This is a genomic window from Gluconobacter sp. OJA (assembly GCF_039638325.1).
In the GTDB taxonomy this organism is placed as follows: domain Bacteria; phylum Pseudomonadota; class Alphaproteobacteria; order Acetobacterales; family Acetobacteraceae; genus Gluconobacter; species Gluconobacter cerinus.
This window is the reverse complement of the sequence record NZ_JBDIWI010000002.1, coordinates 319,687-346,530: the sequence shown is the minus strand read 5'-3', so window position 1 is coordinate 346,530 and position 26,844 is coordinate 319,687. Positions and strand designations below refer to the sequence as shown.

21 protein-coding genes and 1 tRNA gene are annotated in these 26,844 nt (G+C 56.6%); 10 read left to right on the top strand and 12 right to left on the bottom strand.

Annotated elements, in window-relative coordinates; genetic code table 11:
- Positions 1-67: 67 nt before the first annotated feature.
- The 4 genes from ABDK75_RS12055 to ABDK75_RS12040 all read right to left on the bottom strand — a co-directional run bounded on the left by ABDK75_RS12055 (position 68) and on the right by ABDK75_RS12040 (position 6,456).
- The gene (locus tag ABDK75_RS12055; protein WP_211499873.1) at positions 68-1,870 is read right to left on the bottom strand and encodes a GGDEF domain-containing phosphodiesterase; all 1,803 of its coding nucleotides are present in this window, start codon (positions 1,868-1,870) and stop codon (positions 68-70) included.
- Between the two features lie 318 nt (positions 1,871-2,188).
- Positions 2,189-3,694, bottom strand: a complete 1,506-nt coding sequence (locus ABDK75_RS12050; protein ID WP_211510024.1) for an efflux transporter outer membrane subunit — start codon at positions 3,692-3,694, stop codon at positions 2,189-2,191.
- 8 nt (positions 3,695-3,702) lie between these two features.
- The gene (locus ABDK75_RS12045; protein WP_346005997.1) at positions 3,703-4,779 is read right to left on the bottom strand and encodes an HlyD family secretion protein; all 1,077 of its coding nucleotides are present in this window, start codon (positions 4,777-4,779) and stop codon (positions 3,703-3,705) included.
- Positions 4,780-4,797: 18 nt separating this feature from the next.
- Positions 4,798-6,456, bottom strand: coding sequence for an MFS transporter (locus tag ABDK75_RS12040; RefSeq protein ID WP_346005996.1), 1,659 nt, complete (start codon positions 6,454-6,456; stop codon positions 4,798-4,800).
- Positions 6,457-6,646: 190 nt separating this feature from the next.
- Between ABDK75_RS12040 and ABDK75_RS12035 the strand changes: the two genes are divergently transcribed.
- From ABDK75_RS12035 to ABDK75_RS12010, 6 genes are all read left to right on the top strand, one after another.
- Positions 6,647-7,594: a LysR substrate-binding domain-containing protein gene (locus ABDK75_RS12035; RefSeq protein WP_099210867.1), complete on the top strand. Its 948-nt coding sequence runs from the start codon at positions 6,647-6,649 to the stop codon at positions 7,592-7,594.
- Between the two features lie 235 nt (positions 7,595-7,829).
- On the top strand, positions 7,830-10,157 hold the full coding sequence (locus ABDK75_RS12030) for a TonB-dependent siderophore receptor (protein WP_211495883.1): 2,328 nt from the start codon (positions 7,830-7,832) through the stop codon (positions 10,155-10,157).
- A gap of 81 nt (positions 10,158-10,238) precedes the next feature.
- The gene (locus tag ABDK75_RS12025) at positions 10,239-10,994 is read left to right on the top strand and encodes a tetratricopeptide repeat protein (RefSeq protein WP_346005995.1); all 756 of its coding nucleotides are present in this window, start codon (positions 10,239-10,241) and stop codon (positions 10,992-10,994) included.
- Between the two features lie 109 nt (positions 10,995-11,103).
- Entirely contained in the window at positions 11,104-12,915 is a 1,812-nt protein-coding gene (locus ABDK75_RS12020) for a tannase/feruloyl esterase family alpha/beta hydrolase (protein ID WP_346005994.1), read from the top strand.
- Complete coding sequence (locus ABDK75_RS12015; protein ID WP_211501872.1) at positions 12,908-13,513, top strand: O-methyltransferase; 606 nt, start codon at positions 12,908-12,910, stop codon at positions 13,511-13,513. The genes ABDK75_RS12020 and ABDK75_RS12015 overlap by 8 nt, the downstream gene beginning before the upstream one ends.
- 48 nt (positions 13,514-13,561) lie before the next feature.
- On the top strand, positions 13,562-14,119 hold the full coding sequence (locus ABDK75_RS12010) for a hypothetical protein (RefSeq protein WP_346005993.1): 558 nt from the start codon (positions 13,562-13,564) through the stop codon (positions 14,117-14,119).
- 42 nt (positions 14,120-14,161) lie between these two features.
- Here ABDK75_RS12010 and ABDK75_RS12005 read toward each other — a convergent pair whose 3' ends face one another.
- A complete protein-coding gene (locus ABDK75_RS12005) occupies positions 14,162-14,845 on the bottom strand; it encodes a Fe2+-dependent dioxygenase (protein ID WP_202206305.1) in 684 nt (227 codons plus the stop codon).
- A gap of 232 nt (positions 14,846-15,077) precedes the next feature.
- On the opposite strand from ABDK75_RS12005, the gene exbB reads away from it, so the two are divergent.
- From exbB to ABDK75_RS11985, 4 genes are all read left to right on the top strand, one after another.
- Positions 15,078-15,791 carry a tonB-system energizer ExbB gene (gene exbB / locus ABDK75_RS12000; RefSeq protein ID WP_046900085.1) on the top strand — a complete coding sequence of 238 codons (714 nt, stop codon included), beginning with the start codon at positions 15,078-15,080 and terminating at the stop codon, positions 15,789-15,791.
- A gap of 8 nt (positions 15,792-15,799) precedes the next feature.
- On the top strand, positions 15,800-16,234 hold the full coding sequence (gene exbD / locus ABDK75_RS11995) for a TonB system transport protein ExbD (protein ID WP_346005992.1): 435 nt from the start codon (positions 15,800-15,802) through the stop codon (positions 16,232-16,234).
- Complete coding sequence (locus ABDK75_RS11990; protein ID WP_346005991.1) at positions 16,231-17,067, top strand: TonB family protein; 837 nt, start codon at positions 16,231-16,233, stop codon at positions 17,065-17,067. The genes exbD and ABDK75_RS11990 overlap by 4 nt, the downstream gene beginning before the upstream one ends.
- A gap of 194 nt (positions 17,068-17,261) precedes the next feature.
- The gene (locus ABDK75_RS11985; RefSeq protein WP_346005990.1) at positions 17,262-18,002 is read left to right on the top strand and encodes a siderophore-interacting protein; all 741 of its coding nucleotides are present in this window, start codon (positions 17,262-17,264) and stop codon (positions 18,000-18,002) included.
- Positions 18,003-18,054: 52 nt separating this feature from the next.
- Here ABDK75_RS11985 and ABDK75_RS11980 read toward each other — a convergent pair whose 3' ends face one another.
- From ABDK75_RS11980 to ABDK75_RS11950, 7 genes are all read right to left on the bottom strand, one after another.
- Complete coding sequence (locus ABDK75_RS11980) at positions 18,055-19,959, bottom strand: hypothetical protein (RefSeq protein WP_346006181.1); 1,905 nt, start codon at positions 19,957-19,959, stop codon at positions 18,055-18,057.
- 327 nt (positions 19,960-20,286) lie between these two features.
- Positions 20,287-20,362 (bottom strand) — tRNA-Glu (locus tag ABDK75_RS11975).
- Between the two features lie 41 nt (positions 20,363-20,403).
- Entirely contained in the window at positions 20,404-22,203 is a 1,800-nt protein-coding gene (gene recJ, locus ABDK75_RS11970) for a single-stranded-DNA-specific exonuclease RecJ (RefSeq protein WP_339405857.1), read from the bottom strand.
- Between the two features lie 10 nt (positions 22,204-22,213).
- Entirely contained in the window at positions 22,214-23,215 is a 1,002-nt protein-coding gene (gene glpX / locus ABDK75_RS11965) for a class II fructose-bisphosphatase (protein WP_339405855.1), read from the bottom strand.
- The gene (locus ABDK75_RS11960) at positions 23,212-24,501 is read right to left on the bottom strand and encodes a homoserine dehydrogenase (RefSeq protein WP_099210843.1); all 1,290 of its coding nucleotides are present in this window, start codon (positions 24,499-24,501) and stop codon (positions 23,212-23,214) included. The genes glpX and ABDK75_RS11960 overlap by 4 nt, the downstream gene beginning before the upstream one ends.
- On the bottom strand, positions 24,498-25,724 hold the full coding sequence (locus ABDK75_RS11955; protein WP_046900077.1) for an LL-diaminopimelate aminotransferase: 1,227 nt from the start codon (positions 25,722-25,724) through the stop codon (positions 24,498-24,500). The genes ABDK75_RS11960 and ABDK75_RS11955 overlap by 4 nt, the downstream gene beginning before the upstream one ends.
- A gap of 97 nt (positions 25,725-25,821) precedes the next feature.
- Entirely contained in the window at positions 25,822-26,829 is a 1,008-nt protein-coding gene (locus ABDK75_RS11950; RefSeq protein WP_346005989.1) for a hypothetical protein, read from the bottom strand.
- Between the last annotated feature and the right edge of the window lie 15 nt (positions 26,830-26,844).

The following is a 26,844-nucleotide window of genomic DNA, read 5'->3' as shown; positions in this document are numbered from 1 at the left end:
GTTAGGAGCGGGGGCAGCTGCGAAAGCAGTCTGCCTCCGTTTTTGTATGGAACGCGGCTGAAAAGGCCTATTCTGCAACATCCATTTCAGGGACGATGGATTCACTTCTGATCCAGGGGGGGCCGTCCATATTCAGAACGTGTGGGATTTGAGACAAGGGAACGGCTTTTGAAAAATGCCAGCCTTGCAAAAAGTCACATCCCATCAGACGCAGTTCTTCCGCTTGCTCAGCTGTTTCTACGCCTTCAGCGACAACAACACGGTTCATGCTGTGAACAATATCGATAACACCTTGGATAATGGCCGTATCGATACCGCGTTCCGTGACGCCTGAGGTAAAGACGCGGTCGATCTTGATATGATCGAATGTCACGGTTCGGAGATGGGTGAGAGATGCAAAGCCGGTTCCGAAGTCATCCAGTGAAATCTGGACGCCTGCGCGATTGAGTTTCTTGAGTTCGTCCAGAATATGCTGGTTGTGCTGGCCGAAGAGAATTTTTTCCGTAATCTCGATTGTCAGTTTTTCAGCCGGGACAGCATATTTCTTCATTTCACGGAAAAGCCGTTCCGTAAAATTATGATCCCGGAAATCATCTGACGTTACGTTGATGGAAATGCGGTCAAAAGGAATCTTGTGTTGCAGCAGATACCGGATGTCCGTGAGAGCCTGTCGCAGCACGAAATTCCCAATTGCAATACTGAGCTCCGCATCGTCAAAAGCATCATAAAAATATTGCGGGCTGAGAAGACCGCGCTCTGGATGATCCCACCGTAAGAGAGCCTCGAAGGAGGGAGGGCGTTCCTGATTTAAAGGGAGAACAAGCTGATAGAAAAGTTTGAACTGCTTCTTTTTCAACGCGGCCTGCATGGCTGTCCGTAGCCGCGATCGACGCTCCGTTTTTTCTTTCATGAAGGGAGCATATTTTTTGATTCTATTGCGGCCGTCTGCTTTGGCTTCATAAAGTGCAAGGTCTGCACAGCGCAGAATTTCGCGCTTCCGACTGTCATTTAGTTTTGAGACGGCATATCCCAGACTGGCGCTGCACAGATGCGTCAAACTCCCGCTACGAAACCGAAATCGCATGGCCTCAAGAATTTTCTGAAGCTTGATTTCAAATATCTGTGGATCGTTTGACACCATGATGATGGCAAATTCGTCGCCACCAATGCGTGCAATGAAACAGTCAGTCGACTGGAAGGTCTTCAGACGACCTGCAATTTTTTTCAGCAGGCGATCACCGGACTCATGGCCCGATGTATCATTAATGATCTTGAACGTATCGATATCGAGCAGGCACAGGCAGAAATGTCGGTTGTCTGGATGTTCCTGTGCGAAAAGGACCTTCAGATACTGTGAAAATGATGTGCGGTTGGAGATATTGGTCAGGAAGTCAGTGTTGACGGCTTCCTGCAGTTTCAGTCGGTTTGCTGTCAGGCGTTGTTCGGCACGTTTACGGGCGGTGATGTCAAAGCGGATGGCCACATAGTTGATGACTTTCCCTTTTTCATTGCATCGGGGAACAATAGTCGTATCGACCCAGTATAATTTTCCGTTCTTCTTTTTATTGCAGATTTCACCGTGCCAAACGCCACCCTGCGCGATGGTGCGGTACATTTTCTGGAAAAAACTGGAATCATGAACGCCTGAATGAAGCATTCGATGATCTTGCCCAATCAGTTCAGCCCTGGAATAGCCACTGATTTCGACGAATTTTTCATTAACGGAAAGAATTTTTCCTTTAGTATTTGTTACGGCAACAATAGCCGAGCAATCAAGAGCATGGAGAACAAAGGAATCGTGAGAACTTTCGGACCATGCCTGGAGTGATTCAAGATAAGTTCCGAAATTCTGTTCCTGAAAAGTGTTCACTAAGCCTGTCCCGCTTGACCATAAATCCGAGTGTCGCGAGAAAACACTAAAAAAATACTAACAACGTTCTTTTGTGTAGGTATATCTGAAAGATAATATCACAAAAAGACCTTTTTTCAGGTCATAAGCGTTAAGGCAAAACCGTTCTGTTCGCCAGAAATAGCTTTCTGGGAAATACAGAAGGGCTTTAGCGCACGGTATTTCATGGATTTGCTGAATTTATCCTCAGCAGAGGATGCACCGAAAAGGTGTCAGATCTGTCGTCCGGCTGGTGAGAAGCCGAACGACAGAATGTCGGATTGGGAATATCCGGAGTGTTTAAAGAGAGCCTTCCCAACCGCCCCCTAGAGCGCGGTAAAGATGTGTCATTGAAACGGAAACGCCTGCTCTGGCCTCGGAAAGGGCGCTGCGTGTTGCAAGAAGCGCGTTTTGTGCGGTGAGAACGTTCAGGAAGTCGCCCGCCCCCTGACTGTATTGTAGCTGGGCAATGTGAACGGCTGTTTCGTTCTCGGTAACGCTTTCTTCAAGCCGTTTCTGGCGGTCCTGAGCTGTACTGAGGTCCGTCATGGCATCGTCAATTTCCTCCCATGCGCGGAGGATTGTGCGCTGCAGAGCAATGGCGGCTTCTTTCTGCTGGGCCTTGCGAAGGTGCAACTGTCCTGTCAGACGGCCGCCCTCAAAAAGGGGCAATGTCATGGTTGGGCCAAAGCCGTACTGACGCGACGCCCATGATCCAAGTCCGCTGAACTGGAGTGCCTGAATATCCAGGCTGCCAGACAATGTGATGCGCGGGTAGAAGTCTGCAATCGCCACACCGATACTCGCCGTCGCAGCATGCAGGCGTTCTTTGGCCGCGCGAATATCCGGTCTCCGGTCCGCGAGCTGAGAGGGCAGGCCTGTTGGAATGTTGGTTGGGACGGGCGGAATAATGCCAGGTTTGTTCAGTGTACTGGCCAAGGCACCGGGTTCACGTGCCACAAGGAAACTGAGGGCATTGATCAGATGCACGCTCTGGCTTTTCAGAGGAGGCAGACGGGCTTCGAAGCTGTGCATCTGTCCACGGGAATAGGCGACATCCAGTTTTGTGGCAGTTCCCTGTGTAAAGCGCAGTGTTGTCAGGTCCACGCTGTGATGGGCAATCTCGATGCTCTGCTGGGTAATGGCAATCTGAGCCTGCACATTTCGGAGCGCAATATAGTCCTGTGCGGTCTCCGCCATGAGGGAGACAAGCACATTGCGCTGCATGTCTTCCGTTGCATGCATGGCCGCTGTGGCGGCTTCAACCTGCCGCCGGACATGACCCCAGAAATCAACTTCCCAAGAAGCACTCAAGCCGTATTGGGGAAGGTTGAACGAAGGATTGCCCTTCGCGCCATCAGCGGCGGCTGGGCCAAATCCCTGCGCACCACTGGCAATATCACCGGGACTGGCCTGCTCGGTTGTTCCCAGAAGTCCAAGGATACCGTTGGTGCTGGCGCGCTCCCGTGCGTAGGACGCTGCTCCATCCAGGCGGGGCATTTGCGCGGCACTGGCAATCCGTCGTTCTGCGGTGCTTTCAGCCAGATTCAGGGCTGCTGTCCGCAGATCAAGGTTGCTGCGAGCCACGTCAGCTTCAAGCTGTGTCAGCACCGGGTCGTTGTAGAGGCGCCACCATTGTGGATCGAGTGCAGCCTGCGTCGGATGATCCGCGGCCGGTGTAACGCTCTGGTGGTATTGCGCGGGCGCGTGATCTGGTGGGGCGTGATAGTCCGGACCAACCGTACACGCAGTCAGGGCCGTGACGGATAGCAGGGCCGTAACCCGAGAGAAGAAAGAAAGGCGCATGGGGTGTCTCACTGCCAGGCGTAACGGTTGTCGCGGGCGTGGGGCCCCTCAGGCTGTGAGGCTGTATCGACTTCCGCTTCAACAGACATGCCGACGCGGACCTTGGCCGCCAGAGGCTGACCTGCATCGAATGTAAGTTTGACCGGTACGCGCTGGACCACCTTCGTAAAGTTGCCCGTTGCATTATCGGGCTGGATTGCCGCAAAGGCCACGCCAGTCGCAGGAGCCAGACTGTCCACGTGGGCATGGAGGGGATGACCGGGGAAGGTATCGACCCAGATGGTTGCCCGCTGACCTGTTTGCATTTTGGTCAGCTGGGTTTCCTGGAAGTTGGCGAGGACATAAGCTTTCTGTACCGGCACGACAGCCAGCAGGCCTGTGCCGGGATGCACATACGCACCCACGCGGACGCCACGCTCACCGATAATGCCATCAACCGGGGCAGGAATGGTGCAGTAAGACAGATTAAGTTCGGCCTGATGTTCTGTGCTCTGTGTCTTGAGGAGAGCGCCTTGAGCACGCTGGATTTGTGCCTGAAGAACGGGAATTTGTTGTTTCGCGCTCTCCACGCCTGCTTTGTCGCGCGCGATGGCAGCCATGGCTTCACGAAGACGGGCATCCGCGCCCTGTTGCTGTTCCAGAGTACTGGCACCCCCGGCAGACAGATTGTGGTAGCGCGTTGCATTCTGCTGGGCGAAGACAAGGCTGGCCTCGTCGGCTTTGACGGTATCGGCTGCGGCGGCGATCAGGCTGTCCTGCCGTGCGAGGGCTGCCTGTAGATTACCAACTTCGCCTTCGGCTGCGGCTACATCACCCTTGGCTGCTGCAAGCGCTGCGCGATAGTCGTCGTCTTCGATGTGGGCGAGTTCTTCCCCCGCGTGAACGTATTCGTTGTCTTCCGCCAGAACGCGGTCGATACGGCCGGACACCTTCGGCGCGACGGCTGTGAAGTCGGCCGTGACGTACGCATCATTGGTCTTCTGGTGCACGCCATCACCCACAAAGAAGCGATCGGCGCTCCAGGCCAGTCCGGCCAGCACCACGACGGCACACCCGGCGAGAAGAAGAGGCTTTCCATAAATCATGTCTGAGAGATCCGGATCTTAATGGGCGGGGGCGGAGAGGGGAGCCGCCGGAACAGAGGTGGGAGCGGGTGTAGGTTTGGGCGCCGGGCCTTTACCGGGCGGATAAACGCGTTTGGGCAGGATAATGGCCAGAACGACGTAAGCTGCGCACAGCACTGCAATCACGAGGTATATGTCTGCCAGAGCAAGCACGACGGACTGTTCATGCACGTAGGTGTGGAAGATCTGCAGCGCATTGCGTGAGACATGCGCACTGTCAGGTGAGCTGTTCTGGATGGCGTTCTCAATCGGGTTTCCCAAGCCTGACAATGCCGTCGCATTGTTGCCGGAACGGTCGAGCAGCATGTTGGAATGGTATTGCTCACGCCGTCTGAGCAGGATTTCGAACAAGGCCGCAGCAACAGCGTTCGCCATGCCTTTGAGCATATTCACCATGCCGGAAATGAATGGTCCATCTGCCGGTCCGAGAGACATCGTGGCCAGCATCAGGACGGGAATGACCACCATGGGCTGCCCCACGATCTGGAGGCCCTGCAAAAGATAGAAATTGTCTCGCACCCAGTCCGGTGTGAGCCACGTTCCGAGGAATGCAGCCAGTCCGAGGCAGCTCATGCCAATGCCGAGCAGATAGCGGCAGTCCACTGAACGCATGTTGCAAAGAGCTGCCGTCAGCGGAAGCATGATGAGCTGTGGCAGGGCAACCATGAGCGCAATAGGTGCCGTCTGCGATGGGCGATATCCCCGGACTTCTGCCAGATAGGTGGATGGAACCTCCATCATGAGGCCACAGATCACCAGGACACCCACAAGCGTGAGCATCGACATGGCAATGTTACGGTTCTTCCAGTACTGGAGCCGGAAAAATGGTGTGTGATGGTGCCATTCGTGGAACAGGAAGCCCAGAAACAGGGCGCCTCCCCAGAATGTCAGGTGGGAAATAATGGGAGAGCGGAACCAGTCCAGCCGGTCTCCCTGATAGAGAACCGTCACGACACAGAGAATGGACGGCACACCAATGAAGAATCCGCGCCAGTTGAACTTCATGAAACGTTCGAGGTGCACGGGGTCTTTGGGAAGGCCATAAGCCATCATGGCAATGGCTATCGCGCTGAGAGGGATGACTTCCCAATACAGCCAGTGCCAGCCGAAATGCTCGAACCATAAGGCTTCCAGTGGGCCACCCAGATTAGGGCCAAAGGTCGCACTCATGGCGTAACCCCCAATACCAAACACCTTGATGGGCGGCGGCAGGTATTTGAGCATGACCGTCATCAGGACGGGCGGCAGACATCCCGCGCTCAGGCCTTGTGCCGCGCGCAGAAAACACAGGGAAATCATGTCCGGCATGAACGGCAGCGGAATGGACAGCAGGGCAAGAACTGCCGTCATGAAAATCGAAAACCGGTAGATCGAGAACGTCATGTAAAACCATGGCGTGAAGGCCATGGCGGCAATGTTGAAGGCTTCGTAGGTCGAGATGAACCAGGTGCCTTCATCATGGCCGATATGCATGGCGCCACGAATGTCCGACAGGCCGATTTCGGTGATGTGTTCGTTGAACCCCGCAACATGAACGGCCAGCAACATGCCAAGGCACCCGATCAGGGTGCGCATCCCGAAGGGGGGCATGTAAGACGGTTGCGCGGGTGGCGCTGCGGTTTGTGAAGGTAATGCCATCAGCTGCTCTCTTGGTGTCTGAGCGCATCTATCGAGGCATAGCAGGCGCAGAAAACCCTCACTTCAGGTAAGTGAGGATTCCACTTTTCGGAAGAGTGAGCGAGAAGTCTTTCATTTCTGTATGTTGGACCGCATCGTTCCTGTTTATGCTCATAGGAACGTTTGCCGTTACACGCAGGAAGGATGTCGCATGTCAGACAAGCAGCCGCTCGGACGCCGATATGATCTGGATCTCCTGCGTTACCTTCAGGTGCTGGTGGAAGAGCAGAGCGTCTCCCTTGCGGCGCGTCGTCTCAAGGTGAGTGAGCCCGCCATGAGCCGGCATCTCGCGCGTTTGAGAACCGTGTTTGGGGATCCGATCCTTGTCATGTCAGGGCGGCGCATGGTGGCGACGGCCTTTGCGAACCGTATTCGGGATCGTGTGCAGACGCTCGTTCGGGAAGCGGATGACCTTCTTAATGATGGCGCAACGCTGAACCTGAAAGCCATGTCCCCGAAGTTTACCATTCGGGCGAATGATATTGTGGTGGGAGCGTTCGGGCGCCCCATTCTTCAGGCGCTGCAAAAGGAATGCCCTGACTGCCGGATCGTGTTCTCACCGGAATCCGAAGGGACGGCCAGCGAAGCTCTGCGGGGGAACAAGATTGATCTTTATATTGGCGCGACGGATGAACTGAGTCCGGAAATCATGCGACAAACCCTGTTTGAAACGTCGTTTAGTGCGCTGGTCCGGAAAGGCCATCCTATCCTGAAGGATAAGATAACGCCCCAGTCTCTGGCCGCGTACGACCATGTGAGTGTGTCCAGAAAAGGCCGCTCGAACGGACCGATCGATGCGATCTTGAAGGAACGCTATGGGTTGTCACGCCGGATTGCGATGGTTGTGCCGACCTATCATTCTCTGATCGCGGCCATTGGCGAAACTGATCTCATTCTGCCTTTGCCCAGAACTGTGATTGAGCGTTTTCCGCTTGAACGCATGGGGTTGGACAGCTTCGAATTTCCGTTCGAACTGCCGCCCGTTCGGCCTTTTCAGGCCTGGCATCCACGCGTCGACATGGACCAGTTGCATCGTTGGCTGCGTGAAACCGTGCACCATGCCGTGCGGCAGGAACTGTGGCGAATTCGCACTGTGTGAGATGTGTTTGAAGAATATTTTATATTATTGTTGAGAATCATTTGCATTCGCACTCGTTCTGAGGAAGATAGCGCCAGTTTCGGCATGCAGATGTGATGTGCATGGTCTTGGAGGAATGTATTTCCCGAATAAGCCGTCCGCTTGAATGCGGTGATGGCGGCGGGATCGTTCCGGGTGATCAAGGCTGGCGACTGTTTCGTCTGTGTGCTGTCGGCCAATCAGTTCAGGTGGTTTCATGCCTTCGAAAAACGAACATCTCAGCCCGCGATCTCTGACAGATAGCCTGATTTCCACCGAGGCAGGTCAATCCTCCACCGTCAAATGGCAGAAACTGGCGCTTCTAGCTCTGGGGGCCGGGCTGGGCGTGACGGAAACCGGAGAAGCAGACGCCCAGGATGCCGGGGCTGCCAACGATGCGGCTTCCGTCAGTCTTCCTGCTGTCAAGGTTCACGGACAGACCGACACGGCTGCGCCGGAACAGACCAATACGAACAACACCACACTCGATATCGGGCGTATGCCGGATACCGTTCGGGAAACGCCTCAGATCATCAGCGTTGTTCCTAAGGCGTTGATCGAACAGCAGCGTCTGTTCACGCTGGATCAGGCCCTGGCCAATGTTCCGGGCATCACCATGTCTACCGGTGAGGGGAATGGCGGCCTGAATGGCGATCAGTTCCGTATTCGTGGCCAGCAGGCCCGCGGCGACATTTACGAAGATGGCTTGCGGGATTTCGGCACCTATGTACGTGACACGTTCAACACCGAAAGTGTTGAAGTGGTCAAAGGCCCGAGTGGCGAGTATTTCGGTGCGGGCAACGTGGGCGGTGTGATCAACCAGACGCTGAAAAAGGCGCATCTGGGAAATCATTACGCGCTGGATCAGTCCATCGGAAGCGGGATGCAGTATCGCGGGTCCGCAGACGTCAATTACCAGCTTGGCAAACATACTGCTCTTCGCGTGAACGGCATGTACAACAAGCAGGACGTGACAGACCGGAACAATGTTCGGTCAGACCGTTATGGCGTGGCGGCTGATCTTGGTTTTGGTTTGGGAACGAAAACGACTTATCACCTGAACTACCAGTGGCTCGGAAGCCGCGGAACGCCGGATTACGGTGTGCCGATGATCCAGATTGGCAATACGTACACGCCAATTACCGAACACGGATTGAACCGAAACACGACATATACGCGCAATTTTGACCGGGATAATTCCAATATCCACATGGTCACGTCGAAATTCGCAACTGAAATTGCAAAGTGGCTGACACTCAGCAACGACACGCGTTTCAGCCATTATCATCGTGATTACGCAGCGACCAATCCCAGTGCCTGCTCCGGCACCTGTGCTTCCAGTTTTCTTGCCGGCGGAAATCCGTCTTTGGCCTATGGTGCAGGCGGTGGTGCTGCTTACCAGCAGGATGGCTGGGGCATTCAGAACGTTATGATGACGCGTTCGAAATTTGACACGTGGTTCCTGAAGCATGATCTGCGGGCTGGTGTGGATATCAACTACACCAAGGACGACCGGATCATGGGCACGTACGTGAACCGGACGAACAACCAGACCATCCGCAACCCGTATTACTCTTCGCCGGGCACATATATCACCTGGCCATCCAGCGGGCATCGGACCGCAGATTTCCGTGATCTGGGCCTGTTCCTGGCTGATAAAATTCACCTCACCAAGAAACTGTCCATTTTCGGAACGTTCCGCTGGGATAGCTATAAGAGCACGTACTGGAGTGCTGCGGCTGCCTCTTCTGGTACACAGGCGCAGAGCTCCAACAAGTTCAGTCCGTCTGCCAGCATCATGTATGACATTACCAAAGACGCGACCGTCTATTTTACGTTTGCTCGCTCTTACAAGCCTGTCGGAACGGATGTGTCTTCCCAGATTACCAATCAGGCCAGCGTCGGCGATGTTGCGGTCAACGGTCGTGATCTGAAGCCGCAGCGCAGTGATCTGTTTGAAGTTGGAAGCAAGCTGGATTTCTTCAACAAGCGCCTTGGTGTGACGGGAGCACTGTTTCAGATCAACCAGAACAACTCTTACACGTATGATGACGATGGCAGCATCATCACGGGTTTCCAGGATGCTGGAACAGGCCGTCGGATCCGCGGTGTTGAGCTGAGTGCGACCGGCAAGATCACGCAGGCCTGGGATATCTATGCCACCTACGCATATATGGGCGGTAAAGTGACGAACAGCGCTACGATGTATGGCAATCAGGCGCCCCAGCTTCCGCACAATACGTTCTCGGTCTGGAGCACCTACAACCTTTCGCATCTGGTGCTGAGAGCAGGTCAGGGTACGCTGAAGGCTGGCGGCGGTGCACAGTATAGCTCCGGCTACTGGGCTAACGAGGCCAATACAGCGCGCATGCCTTACAACTTCTCGCTGAACGGCATCGTGTCCTACGACTACGGCCGTTATCATGTGCAGTTTAATGCCAACAATCTGACCAACCATCTGAATTATGGTTCAGCGTTCAGCTCAAGCCGCGCTGTTCCGATGTCAGGGCGGACGTTCATGGGAAGCTTTGGCCTCAATTTCTGAAGCGAGCTTCAGACAGAACTGTTTGCAGCCCTTCCGGTCATTGGCCGGGAGGGTTTTTATGGTGAGTATCGGTGAAATATCATGGCGTCGTGCGGACAGCCCGTTGGTCCAGATTTTGAAAACGAAATGCCAGTTGTGAGTTGCCCTCCGCAGGTACAGGCCCAATTACTTTTGGGCCAAATGCATGTGGACAGGGGATGGCTGGCCGAGGCTTTTCCATATTTTGAAGCGGCTGCACGGAGTGGTCATCCGGTAGCAGTGAATATGCTTGGTCGCGCGTATGAAAGAGGGTGGGGCGTCCCGCGTAACCCTGCTCAGGCCGCCGCATATTTTGAGACAGCCGCCGCCCGCGGAGAAACGTGGGCCATGTTCAATCTGGCGGATCTTCTGTTGCTGGGAGACGGAGTTCCAAAGAACCGCGCGCGCGCCTACCGGCTCTATGTATCGTCTGCCGAAAAAGGCAATGTGAAAGCTCTCAACATGTTGGGGCTCTTGCACGAAGACGGCATCAGCGGGGTGCCTGATCCGGAAGGCGCGAAAGTTTTCTTTCAGGCCGCATCGGAAGGAGGGGACTGCTGGGCAGACCTTAATCTCGCACGTCTTGCGCTGGCACAGCAGGATGTCCCTGTTGCGGTATCCTGTTTCCAGAGAGCTTTGCAATCCGGTTTCCCGGATGTTTCCCAGGCTATTATTGCTCTGATTGGGCGTAGTGAAAATTCTGCTTTGCACGCCGTGAAAGCACAGGCCATCCGGCAGCTTGCACAGAAAGAGCCGCCCCGCATTGTCTCCACCACATTCGATCAGCTTTCGTCCGGCGAAAGATTATGTGCGGAGTAGCGGCGTCTGCATTGGGCTTACAAATTCATACACTTCTGTCGCAGCGCGGGACGGGCAAGCGATGTCATATGATCGGGCTACCAAAACCTTGTTCATGGAGACGTGCGTCTTGAGGTCTGTTTTCCAATACTGTCGACGTCCGGTATGGAGCCTGCTGGCCGCGATATTTCCGATCATGCTGGCTTTGGGGATTGTGCAGTCTGCAAAGGCCGCCTCCATTGCAGGCCTGCCTTCGGTTGCTCCTGTCATATCGTGTGAAATGCTTGGAGAAACGGATCTGGCACCGTTTGTCGGTGCGTCTGTTGATCATCAGGTTGCGGTTGTTCTGGAAACGCCAAAAGGCAAGTTCTGCAAGGTTACCGGGCAGATTGCGCCGACCATTTCCTTTGAAGTTGACTTGCCCATGGAACACTGGACGCAGCGGTTTCTGCTGGGCGGTTGCGGTGGCCTGTGTGGCATGACCCGCGTCGGTGTCAGCAATGCTGGCGCCTGCGCTCCCGCCTTGAACGGTGAATTTGTCATGGCCGGTGATGATCTGGGTCACACTGGTCCCATGATGGGATTACAACAGGGCTTCTTCGGCAAAGACCCACAGAAGCGGATCGATTTTGCATATCGTGCCAATCATCTGACAACACTCGCCGCCAAAGCACTGACGAAAGCGTTTTACGGGCAGGCTCCGAAATATTCCTATTTTGTAGGTTGTTCGGACGGTGGACGCGAAGCGCTTATGGAGGCGCAGCGTTTCCCGGATGATTTTGACGGCATTTCCGCTGGAGCTCCGGCCGCACTCTTCACGGTGCAGAACTCATTTTACCATGCGTGGAATGTCCGCGGGAACCAGCGCGCTGATGGCACGAACATCCTGTTACAGGATCGCGTTTCTGTCCTGCATGACGCGGTTGTCAAGCACTGCCCGACATTGTCGGGAGTTGCGGACGGTATTCTGGAAGAGGCGAGAGCCTGTCATTTCGATCCTGCGTGGGTGCAGTGTCCGGCCGGTCAGGCCAATACGTCCCATTGCCTGACAGCAGAGGAAACACAGGCAGCCCTCCGGATCTATAGTGGTGCAACCGACGCTTCCGGACGGTCCTATATTCTGCACGGGCCATTCCCCGGTTCTGAAACGCAGTGGGCGCTGCCTTCGTCCCCAACGGGTGCGAGCATGAGTAATGGAATTGCCGCGTCTGCCATTGCCTATGTTATTTCACCAGAGGTGAACGAAAAGGCCACGGATCTGACGCAGTTCCAGTTCGATCATGCGACGTTCGACGTCATGAACGAACTGGCACCGCTCTATAATGCCGAGAATACGAACCTTCATCCGTTTCAGCGTCGGGGCGGCCATCTGATCCTTTGGCATGGACTGGCCGATCAGTCGATTTCCCCCGTCAATACGATTGCCTATTATCAGGGTGTGCAGAAGGAAATGGGACGTACCCTGACGGACCGTTTCCTGCGTTTCTATCTGCTGCCGGGTGTCGGGCATTGTGGAAATGGTGACGGCTTCCCACAGGTGGACTTCTTCTCTCCGCTGATGGCGTGGACGGAAACCGGGGCCGTACCAAACGCGATCCTGACGGAAAGAACCGCACAGTCCGATATGTCCATGGGAAAGGCGGGAAGCGCAGGGAAACCCGGGGGCGGTCAGATCCATGCAGCGGTGATGCCCAGTCAGCCGTATGCCCGGCCCAATGGTACACCCACTGCCAGTCGACCGGTTTATCCTTACCCGTTTATCGCCCGCTATACGGGGCATGGCGATGTGAATTCCGCTGCGAATTACCATCCTGTGAAGACATCTGTCGCCCTGCCAATGACGTTTGACAGTTACGCCAACTCCCTGATCGGGCCGGATAATCAGAAGGATTACACGGTGCGCGACGGCAAGCTGGCCGTACAGGAGCATACTCATGGATGATAAACTGAATGCTGTTCTGGATCTCTATTATGAGCGGATCCTGAAAGAACGGCAGGAGCATGCGGACGGGATTTCCCGCCCCGCGTCCGAGCGTTTCATGGCGGTAGGTCCGCAGACCGGGCAACTGATCAACATTCTGGCGCGCAACCTCAAGGCACCGACGATCCTCGAACTGGGAACGTCTTTTGGATATTCCACCCTGTGGTTGGCGGAAGCGGCACGCCGGACGGGCGGTCGTGTCATCACCATGGAACTGGAGCGGGAGAAGGTTGCCTTCGCCAGAGACATGGCTGCGCGTGCCGGTGTGGAAGAGCACATTGAGTATCGTATCGGGGATGCGGTTGAGATGATTTCAGAGTTGAAGGACGGCATTGATTTCGTCCTCCTAGATCTCTGGAAGGATCTCTATGTGCCGTGCCTTGAAGCCCTGATACCGCATCTGCGGTCAGGCGCCGTTCTGGTCGCGGATAATATGGTTATTCCGGGCGGTGAAGACGCTCGGCGCTACCAGGAATTCGTTCGCTCACAGCCGGGGATCTTGAGTGTTCCGCTCTCCGTCGGGACCGGGCTGGAAGTCAGCCGTTTTCTGCCCGGCTGAATTTTTCATTCTCTAACAGGGCGTGTGCGTCCTTTTCTGGAAAGCTCAATGTTCAGAACTTTCATGAACCGTTACGGAACCCCACTGACGACAGGATTTTTCCTGATCTCGGCCATTACCGGGGTGGCACTTTTCTTCCACTGGGGCCCCGGCGCTTTCCATCCGATGCATGAATGGCTGAGCATGGTCCTGCTCGTGCCGTTCGCGCTGCATCTGATCAAGAACTGGACGTCACTCGTCAATTATGCCCGGCGCGGAACACTCTATGTTCCGCTTCTGGTGGCACTGGCTTCAACAGCCTATTTCTTCCTGCCGCAATCGTCCTCAGGCCATGCTGGCAACAAGCAGGTTGCCTTCATGCTGGTACCGCTGGTGACGCAGGCGCCCCTGTCTCAGGTCGCTCCACTCGCGCATATGGATGGGGGAATGCTGGCCCATAAGCTCTCTGCGCATGGCCTGACGGTGACATCTGAAGATCAGTCGATTGCTCAGATTGCTGAGGCGAATGGCAAGAATACGAATGACGTTCTGGCCATGGCGTTTCAGAATGGTGGCCATGGACATCAGCATGGCCCATCAGAACACGATCATCACGACGAGCATTGATGCGAGACCGATTGCCCCGTTCAGAAAACGGGGCAATCCAGCTTAAAGCTCAGCCCATTGCCGCAGAAGGTTGTGGTAGGTAGAGGTCAGACCCAGAACCGCTGGGTGATCATCGGGAAGCGCCTTGCGGGTCTCGATGATGGAGCGGTCAAAATCGTACATAAGAGCGCGCTTTGTATCGTCGCGGATCATGGATTGCGACCAGAAGAACGATGCCCAACGGCTCCCGCGCGTAATGCGGTTAACGCTGTGCAGGCTGGTAGACGGATAGACCACCATGTCGCCCGCAGGGAGTTTGACGTTCTGATTGCCGTACGTGTCCTGGATGACGAGTTCTCCACCGTCGTAATCTTCTGGGGAAGACAGAAATAGTGTGGAGGAAACGTCCGTCCGGATCCGGAAACCAGCGCCTGGAATAGGGCGGATGGCATTATCAACATGTGCGTTGAAATGCATTCCGGTATCGTATCGGTTGAAAAGTGGTGGATAAACTCGCAGGGGCAGGGCCGCGCTATTAAAAGTTGGGTTGCGCCCTAAAGCTCTCAGAACAATTTCTCCAAGCTCACGGCACACGTCTGAGTCCTGCGGGATCTGAAGGTTTAACTTTGCCTTTGCAGACTGTTCTCCCGCTGTAACACGCCCATCTGTCCACTGCGCCGTCTCAAGTTGGTCACGGCAATAGCGTACCTCTTCAGGAGACAGGACATTCGGAATGTGGATCAGCATGGGTGTGGTCTTCCTAAGACGGGTCTTGGGGCTTTTTTCAAAGCGGTTGAGAATCCTGCTTGTAATTAAGAATGACTCTCATTATCGTTCTTTAAAGCTCTTTGCAGACTAGTGCAATCCATGTGGCGCGTGTTGCCCGGATTGCGCGCGGCGACTGTCGGTTTGTTGCAAGGACATCGTGTTTCAACCCCGAGACAGGAGGGCGCAGCGTGTCGCCCCGACAGGCACAGTAATGTCTCTTACCTTCTCCCCCTGGCAGATGTTTCTTGGCGCCGGGCCGGTTGTCCGCTGCGTCATGACGCTTCTGGCGGCGGCATCCGTCGTCACATGGACGATCTTCATTGCCAAAACTGTTGAGCTGATTCGTCTGCGTGCGCAGCTCAAAAAATCAGAAACGGCGCTGGAAGACGCAGACACACTGCATCTGGGAGAAGAATGGACGCGCGATGGTGCGGGTATCGCTCATGCCATGGTGCTGGCCGCAGAAGCGGAGCGCCGCCGCTCGGAAGATATTCCTGCCGATCGTGACGGCATCAAGGAGCGGATTGTCCTGCATCTTGAGCGTCTGGAAGCTGCTGAAGGCCGCCGCCTGATGAGAGGCACCGGCGTGCTCGCCACAATTGGTGCGACGTCTCCCTTCATTGGCCTGTTCGGAACGGTATGGGGCATCATGTCCTCCTTCACCGGCATCGCCGCCGCTCATGCGACCAGCCTGGCTGTTGTTGCTCCTGGTATCGCAGAGGCCCTGCTGGCCACGGCGCTTGGTCTGGTTGCGGCCATCCCTGCTGTTGTGATTTACAATCATCTGGCCCGCCAGACGGCGGCCTGTCGCGCCTGCGTTGCGGATCTGACGTCACTTGTGATGCGTCTGGTCTCTCGTGATCTGGCCCGCGCGGCGCTTGCAGCAAGCGGCAATGTCGTCCGCTTCATGGCTGCTGCGGAGTAATCGCAGGCATGGCTATTCATATTCGTCATGCCGATGAGGCGGTGCTGGAAGCGCACGAAATCAACGTGACGCCGTTTATCGACGTCATGCTCGTTCTGCTCGTGATCTTCATGGTCGCGGCACCTCTGACGACGGTCAACGTCCCTGTTGATCTGCCATCTTCTACTGAAACGCCTGCTCCCCGCCCGGATGAACCGGTTTTCCTGACCGTCAAGGCTGACCATACGCTGGCTCTGGGCGAAGATGCCGTCAGTTCGGATCAGCTTATTGATGCACTCGGCAAAGCCAGCAAAGGGAATAAGGAAGAGCGGATTTTCCTGCGGGCGAACAAGACCGTCGATTATGGAACGCTGATGGATGTGATGGGGCAGCTTCGGAAGGCTGGTTTCCTCAAGGTCGCGCTTGTCACGCTTCAGGGACAGGAGGCTGGGGAAGGGCCGTGAGTTCTTCACATGCGTCTCTCCCCACGACCTTCCGGGACTGGTATCAGTCGTATCAGCAGACCGAAGACCAGCGGAGTATCCGTGTCTGGGGTTTGTCTGGTGCTGCCATGACTGTTCTGACAGGCATCGCACTCTGGTGGGCCGTGACACATGCGCCGCCACAGGTTGCGGCCCCAAGTGCTGCCCCCCCGCCTGCCATTGCAATTGACATGTCCCCCATGCCGACACCTGCGCCGGCTCCTCCTCAGGATGTTGATCCGGGCCCACAGCAGATGGTCACGCCGCCGGAACCGCAGCCGGATACGCCTCAACAGGTGGATGCCCCGCCGTCTCCGGCACCGCATCCGCCTGTGCCAGTTCCAAAGGTGGAGAAGGTCAAGGCTCATAAGAAGACAGCGAAGAGCCCACCTCAGCCGGTGAAACCGGTCCCGATGCAGGCTCCTGTTGCTGACAAGATGACAGCGCCACCTGCTGCCGATAGTACGCCCTCCCAGAGCAGTAGCGCGGCGTCTGCCTCTCACGCGAGTCATTCCAGCAACGCGCCCGTGACCTGGCAGGGCGATATTCTGGCGCGTCTCGAACGCTTCAAGCGTTATCCGGCAGACGCTCTGGCGCAGCATCAGGAAGGAACTCCTGTGCTGTTTTTCGTCATGGATCGGCGTGGGCATGTTTTGTCTGCAAAAATCCGGAAAAGTGGTGGTTTTGCATTGCTGGACGAAGAAACACTGGCGGTTGTCCGGCGTGCAGAACCGTTCCCGCCGCCGCCGGAAGAGATTGCAGGGACGACAGTTTCTCTCACTGTTCCTATCGAATTTTCCGTCGAGGACCAGTAAAGGGAAAAGCTGAAGGAATGCTCCAGTCAGATCGTGGCTGGAGATGACATCGAGGCTGGACGTCTCCAGTTTCCGTAAGCGTTAACGTCAATCAACGCACAGAACCGAACAGCCCCTGCGCTGTGCCGGGCCTGTGCGTCTGTCGTCATGCAGTCCTCAGACCCGTTGCTCAGGGTTAATTCAAGGATGAGAAGATGACCGTTACTGACACCACAATTATTGCTCCCCCGGAAATCCGTCGCGTCATGCATGAGCTGAAACGCCGTGACCTGACCGTTGTGGACGTCGGGCGTGTGACGCCACACATGATCCGCATCACGCTTCAGGATGACAGCCTTCGGGATTTTCCAAGCGTATCTCCGGATGATCACATCAAGATATTTGTCCCGCAGAATGACGGCGAAATGGCCCGTCGGGATTACACGCCGCGCGTGTTTGACCGCGCTGCTGGGACGCTGGTTCTGGATTTTGTGGACCATGATGGCGGACCGGCGGCGGACTGGGCTCGGAGCGCCAAGCCCGGCGATCATCTGGCAATTGGTGGCCCCAAAGGATCGCGCGTCATTACGGGTGATATTCGTAACTGGCTTCTGATCGGGGATGAAACCGCACTTCCAGCTATTGGCAGGCGCGTCGAGGAACTGGATGCCGGAACGCCTGTCACCACACTGACTGCGGTGACAGATGCCTCAGAGGAACAGTCCTTCGAAACGAAGGCGTCCTACACACCTGTCTGGGTTCATCGTCCAAGCGAACAGGCGCATCAGGCCGAGCCGTTCCTGCGTGCCCTGAAGACCATTCAGATCGCGCCGCAGACATTTATCTGGGTGGCTGCGGAAGCATCCGTTGCACGCTCTATCCGAAGTGTTTTGGAAAACGAGCGTGGAATTTCGCCGCAGTGGATCAAGGCGTCCGGGTACTGGACGAAGGGCTGAAAATGGAAAAAGCCGCGTGTGTTGAACATGCGGCTTTTTGTGCGGGAGTGCGTTACTGGAAGGGCAGATAGCGGAAGTCGAAGAAGATCTGACTCATACTGGTATGCGGATCGCCGCCGATGCCTTTCCAGATATCCCGCCGTGCATAAGCGAGCTGAGTGCCGCCTTCAACAGTGCCAAAGCGACCTTTGAAGAACCGCCACCAGGCACCGATTGTCGCTTCTGAAATGCCGCGTGTATTGGCGGAGCAGGTGAGGGACGAAAGCTCCTGCAGGCAGCCAGCATTTGAGTACAGCGGGTTGCCGTAGCCGTAGGACGAGCCATCGCTATTGAAATAAGCATGTCCCACACGCTGTGTTCCAAAATATCCATACACATCAATATGCGGGTTGGGATGTGCAATCAGGCCTGCCTGCGCCTGAAGACCGAAGAGGGGCACCGGGTCTCCCTTGGCATTCAGTGTTGCATCCGGAAGCAGCACTGAACCGTAGCGGTTGATGCCCCATCCCGCGAGACCGGCCGCACGGAACTCCAGCTTGCCTGAAATGATTGGCAGGATCAGCGATCCCCCTGCGCCACCCGCAATGGCGGTGTTGTTGTGGCCTGTATGATTGATGGTCACGCGATCATGCGGGAAATGCAGAATCCCTTCGACTTCGTAATGGCCCCAACTGGGATCGTAAGCCAGTTTGCCAATCAGATCTGGCGCGATTTCGTTTGAGAAGTTTGCCGTGTCATTCGTCAGACCAACGCCGTTTTCGCCAATCGTGGCCGTGTTGCCGTTTGGAAGGGATACCGTGCCGTTGGTGTTCGTGAAGCCTGTGGTGTCATACAGGGTTGCCGGGTTTTCGATGGAGAAACCTGCCCAGAGGCGATGGTCCATGAAATCCTTCACGACGCGCACCTGCCATTGGCGAGCCCATGTCTGACCCGCCAGCATGGAGGCTTCAATGGTTTCTGGAAGGCTCTCCTGACGGGCCACGATACCAATACGGCCGGGCGTCAAAAGGCTCCAGGCCTGGCCGCCGAGGAAATGCCAGCCAGCTTTGTTATCATCATAGGCCAGATAGGCCTGACGCATCCGGAACGCATAGCTGTTGCTTTCATATGGATCCGTCGTAACTGCACCAGCACCGAAATCGGATTCAAAGAAGCCTGAAATGGTCGCTTCGGAATTAATGTTGCCGCGTGCCAGGAGGGAGAGGCGGCTATAGCGGGCGCTCCCTTCAAAATTGTTGGTGTGATACCGCGGTTCATTCGGATACGGCATGTCCTGCCAATAATTGAATGTGCCGGACGCGACATGGCGGTTCTCAAGAACGGCTGCCATGTCCACAAAGCCACCGAGCATGAGCGTGACAGGGCCAAGGTGAAACACGCCATGGTCGCCCACAGCGCCTGCAGCCTGCGCGCCGATTGTTTCACGCGGATGTGGGCCGACACCATTTTCAGCGAAGCGCACCATGACATCTTCTGTCCGCTTCCCGACCACGGCCAGTTCAGATCCGGCGCCAGATTCAGTCACCCCGTGGTCGCGACGATCTCGTGCAACACGGTCTCTTGAGTCTGATGAGGGGAGAGCGCTGGAAGCGTGTCCTTCAGGCGAGTTGGCGTTAGATGCGAATGTTGCTTCTGAAGCAAGTTCTGTTGGGTGCTGGGACGAATGGAGTTGTAGCGCGTGAGGTGCAACTCCATGAATGGCGGACCTCGAAGGCGTGCCGCGAGCGACGATTGTCGTGTTCGTCGTGGTCTTGTCTGCTGGCTGAACCGTGTGATGATGCTTGGCCATCTCTGAGCGCAGCATGACAAGATCGCGATTGATCTCTTCCTGTTCCTGCTGAACATGTGCCTGCGCTTCCTGAAGGCGGTGCATCTCCTTTTCCATGCGAGACATCACATCGTCATCTGCGTGCGCCTGTGAATGTACTGCGAGCAGACCGAACGCTGTGCTCATCATCAGGAGCCCACGGATAGAAAAAACAGTGCTGCAGGCCATGCGCAGAGGGAAACGGGACAACTACGTTCTCCATGTCAAAAGATGTCTGATCTATGACACGGAATCGTGATCTCAAGAGTTAAAAAAGGTTTCAGACTCATGGAAAATCCAGAGCCAGAGCAAAATTTGGGGGGATGTATAAGATTGGAATGTCTGAACATTCAGCTTCGTTCAAAACGCTGGGCACAAACAGAAAATTCCAGCTCTGAGACCGTACAGAGTACGATCAAAGCTGGATATCTGCGTCATTTCATTTTGAGAAATGTGCCTGTAAGCTTTTGAAAAGCTTGGTGTCCCGTACGGGATTCGAACCCGTGTTGCCGCCGTGAAAGGGCAGTGTCCTAGGCCTCTAGACGAACGGGACTGGAGGCGTGAGCGGGTGTATAAGGGGGTTCATTTGTGCCGTCAAGCACTTGAAACGTCAGAAATGAAAAAAGTTAGATTTTGTCGTTCCTGCCAGGTTTCCACCCTCAAATGCCCTGCCAGATGCAGCAGCGGCATCGTCCGATCTTCCAGCAACGGGACAAATGGTTTGTCTCCCGCACGGAAGACAAGTGCCTTCAGGCGTGTCCCGCCGTCTTCCCCCTGGAACATCACGCGCAGGGTGTTTCCGTCCTTGCCAATGCGATCAGTCTTGACGCATCGCACATTGCTGATTGCCAGAACGGGCTCTTCATTGCCGGGTCCAAAAGGAGCCAACCGTGCAAGCTGAGCAGCGACTTCAAGCGAGGCTCCTCTGAGTGTGGTGAGGCCATCGATCCGTAATGCGTCCTGAACCGGAAGAGCGCGGGCTTCGGAAAGCGTGTTGTCCAGTAGTTCATGGAATGTGGCAGCATTATCGGCTTCCAGCGAGAAGCCGGCAGCCATGGCATGGCCACCACCGGTCAGAAGAAGCCCGGACTGTCTGGCCGCGATGATTGCGGCACCGATATCCAGTCCAGGAACAGAGCGGGCAGATCCCTTGATAATTCCGTCCGCGAGAGCGCCCACCAAAGCCGGACGATTGAAACGTTCTTTCAGTCGCCCCGCAACAATGCCCACAACACCTGGGTGCCAGGTTTCACCATGCAGAAAGATCACCGCATGATTGGCTTCAATCTGCTGTTCAGCCTGCTCCATCGCCTGAGCAAGAATGCCGGCTTCGACGCTCTGACGTTGCCGGTTCACGTTATCCAGCTCATCCGCAAGAGCGCGAGCTTCCACGACGTCTTCGGAGAGCAGAAGTCGCAAACCAAGATTGGCCTTGGCAATACGGCCTCCCGCGTTAATGCGTGGACCCAGAGCGAAGCCACAAGCCATCGCACTGGCTTCTTCCTTCACGCCTGCCACAGAAGACAGTGTGGCTAGTCCCAGGCGCTCTCCCCGCGCCATGACGCGCAAACCCTGCATGACGAGTGCACGGTTCAGCCCGGTAAGAGGCATGACGTCACAGATCGTGGCAAGGGCCGCGAGATCCAAACGCTTAAGTAGGTCAGGGGCAACGCGTCCGTCCTTAAACCACCCGTCTCGCCGAAGAAGACGTACGGTGGCGACCATGGTCAGGAAAGCAACGGCGGTTGCGCAGATTGCACCAAGACCAGAGGTGCAGTCGAGGCGGTTCGGGTTAACGACAATGCCGTTTGGCAGGATCGAACCATCCGGTTTGTGATGATCAAGGACAATGACGTCCGTTTGGCCGTGAAAGCCGTTCAGAATGTCGATCGCAGCTGTGCCGCAATCGATGCAGACGAGCAGGGTTGCACCTTCGGAAACCAGTTTTTCGAGTGCTGGTGTGTTGGGGCCGTAGCCCTCGGTCATGCGGTCTGGGATGTGTGTGCTGACGGTACAGCCAAGTTCCCGGAGGGTGTCACAGACGAGCGCTGTGCCGCAGGCTCCATCCACATCGTAGTCGCCAAAGAGGCCGATATGTTCATGCTTGCGGACGGCTTGAGCAAGTCTGTCAGCAGCTTTGTCCATATCCTGCAGGCAGGAAGGGTCAGGCATGAGATCCCGCAGACGCGGGTCCAGAAAGGAGGCTGCTTCCGTGGCTGTGACACCACGGGCAGTCAGGATACGGGCCAGAAGTTCCGGAATGGCTGCTCTTTGAGCCATTCCAAGGGCAAGGCGGTTATCCGCCTCTGCCAGACGTGGATCGCGCCAGATCCACCGACGGTTGCCTGCGCTGCGGGATACGCCGAGTACCAGGCCCGTATCGTCTTCTAACATGCTACTCCATTCAGGATGGTCGATTTGTCTTCAGGCTGAAGTCGTGATGGCTCTCAATATAGCGAACTGTGCCAGATTTTGAACGCATAACGATCGAATGCGTCTTGGCGCGGGTTGGGCTGACCCGTTCCACACCCCTCAGCAGAGAGCCGGTGGTGACGCCTGTAGCGCTAAACAAAACGTGACCGGCGGCCATGTCGTGCAGACCAAGAAGGCGCGTTGGGTCTTTTCCGTCAGCCATCTCGCGGGCGCGTTCACGCTGTGCATCGTCTTCAAACAGGAGGCGGCCCTGCATCTGACCATTCATGCAACGGATTGCGGCTGCTGCCAGAACACCCTCGGGAGCACCGCCGGAACCTGCATAAAGATCTACGCCGCCGCCATCGATGCAGGTTGCGATCGCCGCAGCAACGTCACCATCACTGAGAAGCTGAACGCGGGCACCAGCCTGACGGGCACGGGCAATCAGTTCTTCGTGGCGTTCACGGTCCAGCGTACAGAGCACGAGGTCTGACACGTCACGGTTTTTGGCCTTCGCAAGATTGCGCAGGTTTTCTTCGATGGAAGAGTCCAGATTGACGACATCGTCCGGCAGGTCCGGGCCGACGACAATCTTTTCCATGTAGATGTCCGGGGCGTGCAGGAACTTGCCGCGCTCGGCGAGGGCGACCACCGTAATGGCATTCGGCAGGCTTTTGGCGCACAGGTTCGTGCCCTCAAGCGGATCGACCGCGATGTCCATGGCTGGGCCGCCGGAGCCGACCTTCTCACCGATGTAAAGCATCGGTGCTTCGTCCATCTCGCCTTCGCCAATGGTGACGACGCCATCAATGGCAACCGTATCAAAGGCGGCGCGCATGGCCTGAACAGCCGCACCATCGGCGTCGTTCTTCAGGCCGCGGCCTGTCCAGCGGTCAGAGGCAATGGCAGCCGCTTCCGTGACGCGGACAAGCTCCAGCGCCAGGTTGCGGTCAGTTACGCGGTAGGGAAGAACATTTGTAGGATCGATCACTGGAGAGAATCCTCGATCTTGAGCACCAGGGGAGCTCCCTTAACAACAGGGAGCGCGGAAAGTGCTGTGATAGCTGCAGAAATAGCCTTTTCTGGGGCCTGATGAGTCACCAGGGCCAGATATGCACGTCCCGCTGCAGCATCATGTTGCGAGACAAAGTGCACGGAAACATCATGGTCCCGGAGAACCGATGTCAGATCAGCCATGACACCCGAGCGATCTTCCACATCCAGACGAATATAGAAGGCGCTCTTCAGTTCCCCGAGGCTGGTGCAGGCAACGGGGGCTGGTGTGTTTCGAACGCCCCAGACCGGAAGGTCTGCACCACGGGCCAGATCGATCAGGTCTGCCACCACGGCGCTGGCTGTCGGGCCTTCGCCCGCTCCCCGGCCGGAAATGGTGATAGGACCACTGAACGGGCCTTGTGTGGTGACGGCATTGAATACCCCTTCCACGGCGGCGATGGCTGCCTTGGCGGGGACCAGACATGGGCGAACCCACGCCTCGATCCCGCTGTCTTTGCTGGCACGAGCCATGCCGAGCAGTTTGATACGGTATCCCAGTTCGTTGGCGAACGTCAGATCCGCTGCTGTCACATCTCGGATACCGTGGACAGGAAGAGTGTCGAATGCGATGGGCTGAAACGCGATGCCGGCAAGGATGGCCAGCTTGTGAGCCGTGTCCCATCCGTCCACATCCGTGGAAGGCTCAGCCTCTGCATAGCCTTTGGCCTGAGCTTCGGTCAGAACATCTCCGAAATCCCGGCCAGTCGTGCGCATTTCCGTGAGAATATAGTTGCAGGTGCCGTTCAGGATGCCACCCACGCTGTGGAGACGATCTGCAGCCAGACCTTCACGCACAAGTTTGATGGCGGGGATGCCGCCAGCAACAGCGGCTTCGAACAGGAGAGGCGCATTATTTTCGGCTGAAAGGCGTGTCAGTGCGGAACCATGCAGGGCGACCAGAGCCTTGTTGGCGGTCACAACAGGCAAACCACGCGTGAGTGCCGTTTCTACCATGTCACGCGCCGGGCCTTCAGAGCCGCCGATCAGTTCGACAACAACGTCGATCTCCGGGTCCTGAGCTACGGATACGGCGTCGTCATGCCAGCGGGTGGCAGACAGATCGACGCCGCGATCCTTGCTTTTGCTGCGCGCTGTAACCGCCACAACTTCGATCGGGCGGCCAGCGCGGGCGGTAATCGTTTCAGCGTTCTCCCGCAGGAGACGAATGACGCCGACACCGACAGTCCCAAGTCCGGCCAGTCCGATCCGCAGTGGTTTCACGATGATGCAGCTCCAAGAAGGTCAGCGGTCGATGCGCCGGCACCGTGCCGGCTCATGAAGCTCTTGATGGCCCGCGTCGCCTGACGCAGCCGCTGAGTATTTTCAACAAGTCCGATCCGGACGAACCCTTCGCCATATTCGCCAAATCCCAGGCCGGGTGCGACGGCCACACCAGCTTCTTTCAGCAGGAGCTTGGAAAATTCCACGCTTCCCATGTCGGCGAAAGCGGGGGGAATAGGGGCCCATGCGAACATGGATCCGGCGGGGGCAGGAACGTCCCAGCCCGCAGCGCTCAGGCCACGCAGCAGAACATCCCGGCGATCTTTGTACATGGCGCGGATGTCCGACACGTAATCCTGTGGGCCATTCAGAGCTGCAACCGAGGCCACCTGAATTGGCGTAAAAGCGCCGTAGTCCAGATACGATTTAATGCGTGTCAGGGCCTGAATCAGCTTCGGATTGCCAACGGCAAAGCCCATGCGCCAGCCCGCCATGGAGTACGTCTTGGACATGGAGGTGAACTCCACGGCCACGTCTTTCGCGCCCGGCACGGCCAGTAGGGATGGTGGTGGCTCATCTGCGTTGAAATAGATCTCGCTATAGGCGAGGTCCGACAGGATCCAGATGTTTTCCCGGCGCGCGAAGGCCACGATTTCCTTGTAGAAATCAAGATTGGCGACGAATGCCGTCGGGTTGGACGGGAAGTTGACAATCAGCGCTGTCGGCTTCGGAACGGAGTGACGCACGGCGCGGTCTAGTGCGCGCAGCATGTCCTCATCCGGTGTGGCTGGAATGGAGCGGACGGACGCGCCTGCGATGATGAACCCGAACTGATGGATAGGGTAGGACGGGTTCGGCACAAGGATCGTGTCACCGGGGCTGGTGATGGCGGCGGCCAGATTGGCCAGACCTTCCTTGGATCCCAGCGTCGCGATGACTTCCGTTTCCGGATCAACTGAGACGTTGAAGCGGCGTTCATAATAGTTCGCCATGGCGCGGCGCAGACCGGGAATGCCGCGGCTCACGGAATAGCCATGCGCGCGCGGATCACCCACGGTTTCGACCAGCTTCTGCACGACATGAGCCGGCGGAGCGCTGTCCGGATTGCCCATGCCAAGATCAATGATGTCCTCACCGGCCGCTCGCGCGGCAGCCTTGGCCTTGTTCACTTCAGCGAACACGTAGGGCGGCAGGCGGCGGATGCGGTGGAACTCTTCGGTCATGACCAGCTCAGGGTGAGAAGATTAAGGGAGGAGGCACGATAGACAGGTTTTTCCGTAAGAGGAACAGTCCTTTACGGAGTATGGCGCAGAGAAGGGCTCAGCCCCCAATTCGTACGCGGACACCGTCCCCAATGGCTTCTGCATGAATGCTGATGTCAGATGCCGGAACCCCTCTTTTGACAAGAGCATCAGCTACGGTCCGGGCACGCAGAAGGCCCAGAGAGATTTCTCTCGCCTGATCTGCGGCGGAGAGCCCCGCATCTGCACTCATGGCTGCCCCAAAGCCCAGAATCGTCACCTTCTGCTTGCCGCGATGGGATAGCAGGCGCTGGTAATCTCCAGACGGGTCGCCCACTACATGATCTGTGGAAGGCTGAAAGCGGATCAGCGTTCCTTCGGGCGTGGAACTGTCAATATCCGGGCGAAGCGGGCCGCTCAGATTGGCGTCCATTGGAATATCAAAGCCAGGGAACTGGGGTGGCGGTGGCGGTAATGCGCCAATCTGCGGATATTCCCCCGGAGGTGTTGGCGGGATCGATTTGGCGATGACGGGAGGAAGCTCTGCTTCTGGCTGCTTCTGCTGGTCAGACTTTACAGTTTTCGCCGATGCGGGCGCCTTGGCGGCCGTTACGGGTGCGCTTGTCGCTGTATCTGTTGCGGCAGCATCCTGCGCTGGCTGCCCGGCAGAGGTCATGGTCAGGCTGTTTTGTTCGTCTGAGTCCGTGCCCGTTGGATTAACGGCGGAAGGGGCTGTCCGGGGAGGTGGTGGTGGCGCTACCGGCAATGTGCCACGTGCTGCGGTTTCACGTTGGGCAAGATTGCGCTGAGCCTCAAGCTGCATCGTGAGGTTGATGCGAGCTTCCGGGGACGGCATCTCCGGTAGTTTCGTGGGGGTGCGGCCTACATGCGGGTAGGGCTCGTTCTGGCCCGGCGGAGGCGGACGCAGCTTGGCAATTTCTCCGCCTTCGAAGCTATGCCACCACCCGGCGGTCGTATCGACAGGGTCCTGATGCTGGCAGCCGGCAAAGAGGGGAGTGGCCAGCAGCAGCATGAACGGGATCTTTCCCGCATTTCTGCGCGTTACCGCTTTCCCGGGATGCGTCATGTTCCCTGAACCCAC

What these genes read in the sequence shown, in the direction of transcription:
- ABDK75_RS12050 (WP_211510024.1), bottom strand. Translation starts at nt 3,694, where the DNA reads ATGCGCCTTTCTTTCTTCTCTCGGGTTACGGCCCTGCTATCCGTCACG.
- ABDK75_RS12045 (WP_346005997.1), bottom strand. Translation starts at nt 4,779, where the DNA reads ATGATTTATGGAAAGCCTCTTCTTCTCGCCGGGTGTGCCGTCGTGGTG.
- ABDK75_RS12040 (WP_346005996.1), bottom strand. Translation starts at nt 6,456, where the DNA reads ATGGCATTACCTTCACAAACCGCAGCGCCACCCGCGCAACCGTCTTAC.
- ABDK75_RS12035 (WP_099210867.1), top strand. Translation starts at nt 6,647, where the DNA reads ATGTCAGACAAGCAGCCGCTCGGACGCCGATATGATCTGGATCTCCTG.
- ABDK75_RS12030 (WP_211495883.1), top strand. Translation starts at nt 7,830, where the DNA reads ATGCCTTCGAAAAACGAACATCTCAGCCCGCGATCTCTGACAGATAGC.
- ABDK75_RS12025 (WP_346005995.1), top strand. Translation starts at nt 10,239, where the DNA reads ATGGCGTCGTGCGGACAGCCCGTTGGTCCAGATTTTGAAAACGAAATG.
- ABDK75_RS12015 (WP_211501872.1), top strand. Translation starts at nt 12,908, where the DNA reads ATGGATGATAAACTGAATGCTGTTCTGGATCTCTATTATGAGCGGATC.
- ABDK75_RS12010 (WP_346005993.1), top strand. Translation starts at nt 13,562, where the DNA reads ATGTTCAGAACTTTCATGAACCGTTACGGAACCCCACTGACGACAGGA.
- ABDK75_RS12005 (WP_202206305.1), bottom strand. Translation starts at nt 14,845, where the DNA reads ATGCTGATCCACATTCCGAATGTCCTGTCTCCTGAAGAGGTACGCTAT.
- exbB (WP_046900085.1), top strand. Translation starts at nt 15,078, where the DNA reads ATGTCTCTTACCTTCTCCCCCTGGCAGATGTTTCTTGGCGCCGGGCCG.
- exbD (WP_346005992.1), top strand. Translation starts at nt 15,800, where the DNA reads ATGGCTATTCATATTCGTCATGCCGATGAGGCGGTGCTGGAAGCGCAC.
- ABDK75_RS11985 (WP_346005990.1), top strand. Translation starts at nt 17,262, where the DNA reads ATGACCGTTACTGACACCACAATTATTGCTCCCCCGGAAATCCGTCGC.
- ABDK75_RS11980 (WP_346006181.1), bottom strand. Translation starts at nt 19,959, where the DNA reads ATGATGAGCACAGCGTTCGGTCTGCTCGCAGTACATTCACAGGCGCAC.
- recJ (WP_339405857.1), bottom strand. Translation starts at nt 22,203, where the DNA reads ATGTTAGAAGACGATACGGGCCTGGTACTCGGCGTATCCCGCAGCGCA.
- ABDK75_RS11955 (WP_046900077.1), bottom strand. Translation starts at nt 25,724, where the DNA reads ATGACCGAAGAGTTCCACCGCATCCGCCGCCTGCCGCCCTACGTGTTC.
- ABDK75_RS11950 (WP_346005989.1), bottom strand. Translation starts at nt 26,829, where the DNA reads ATGACGCATCCCGGGAAAGCGGTAACGCGCAGAAATGCGGGAAAGATC.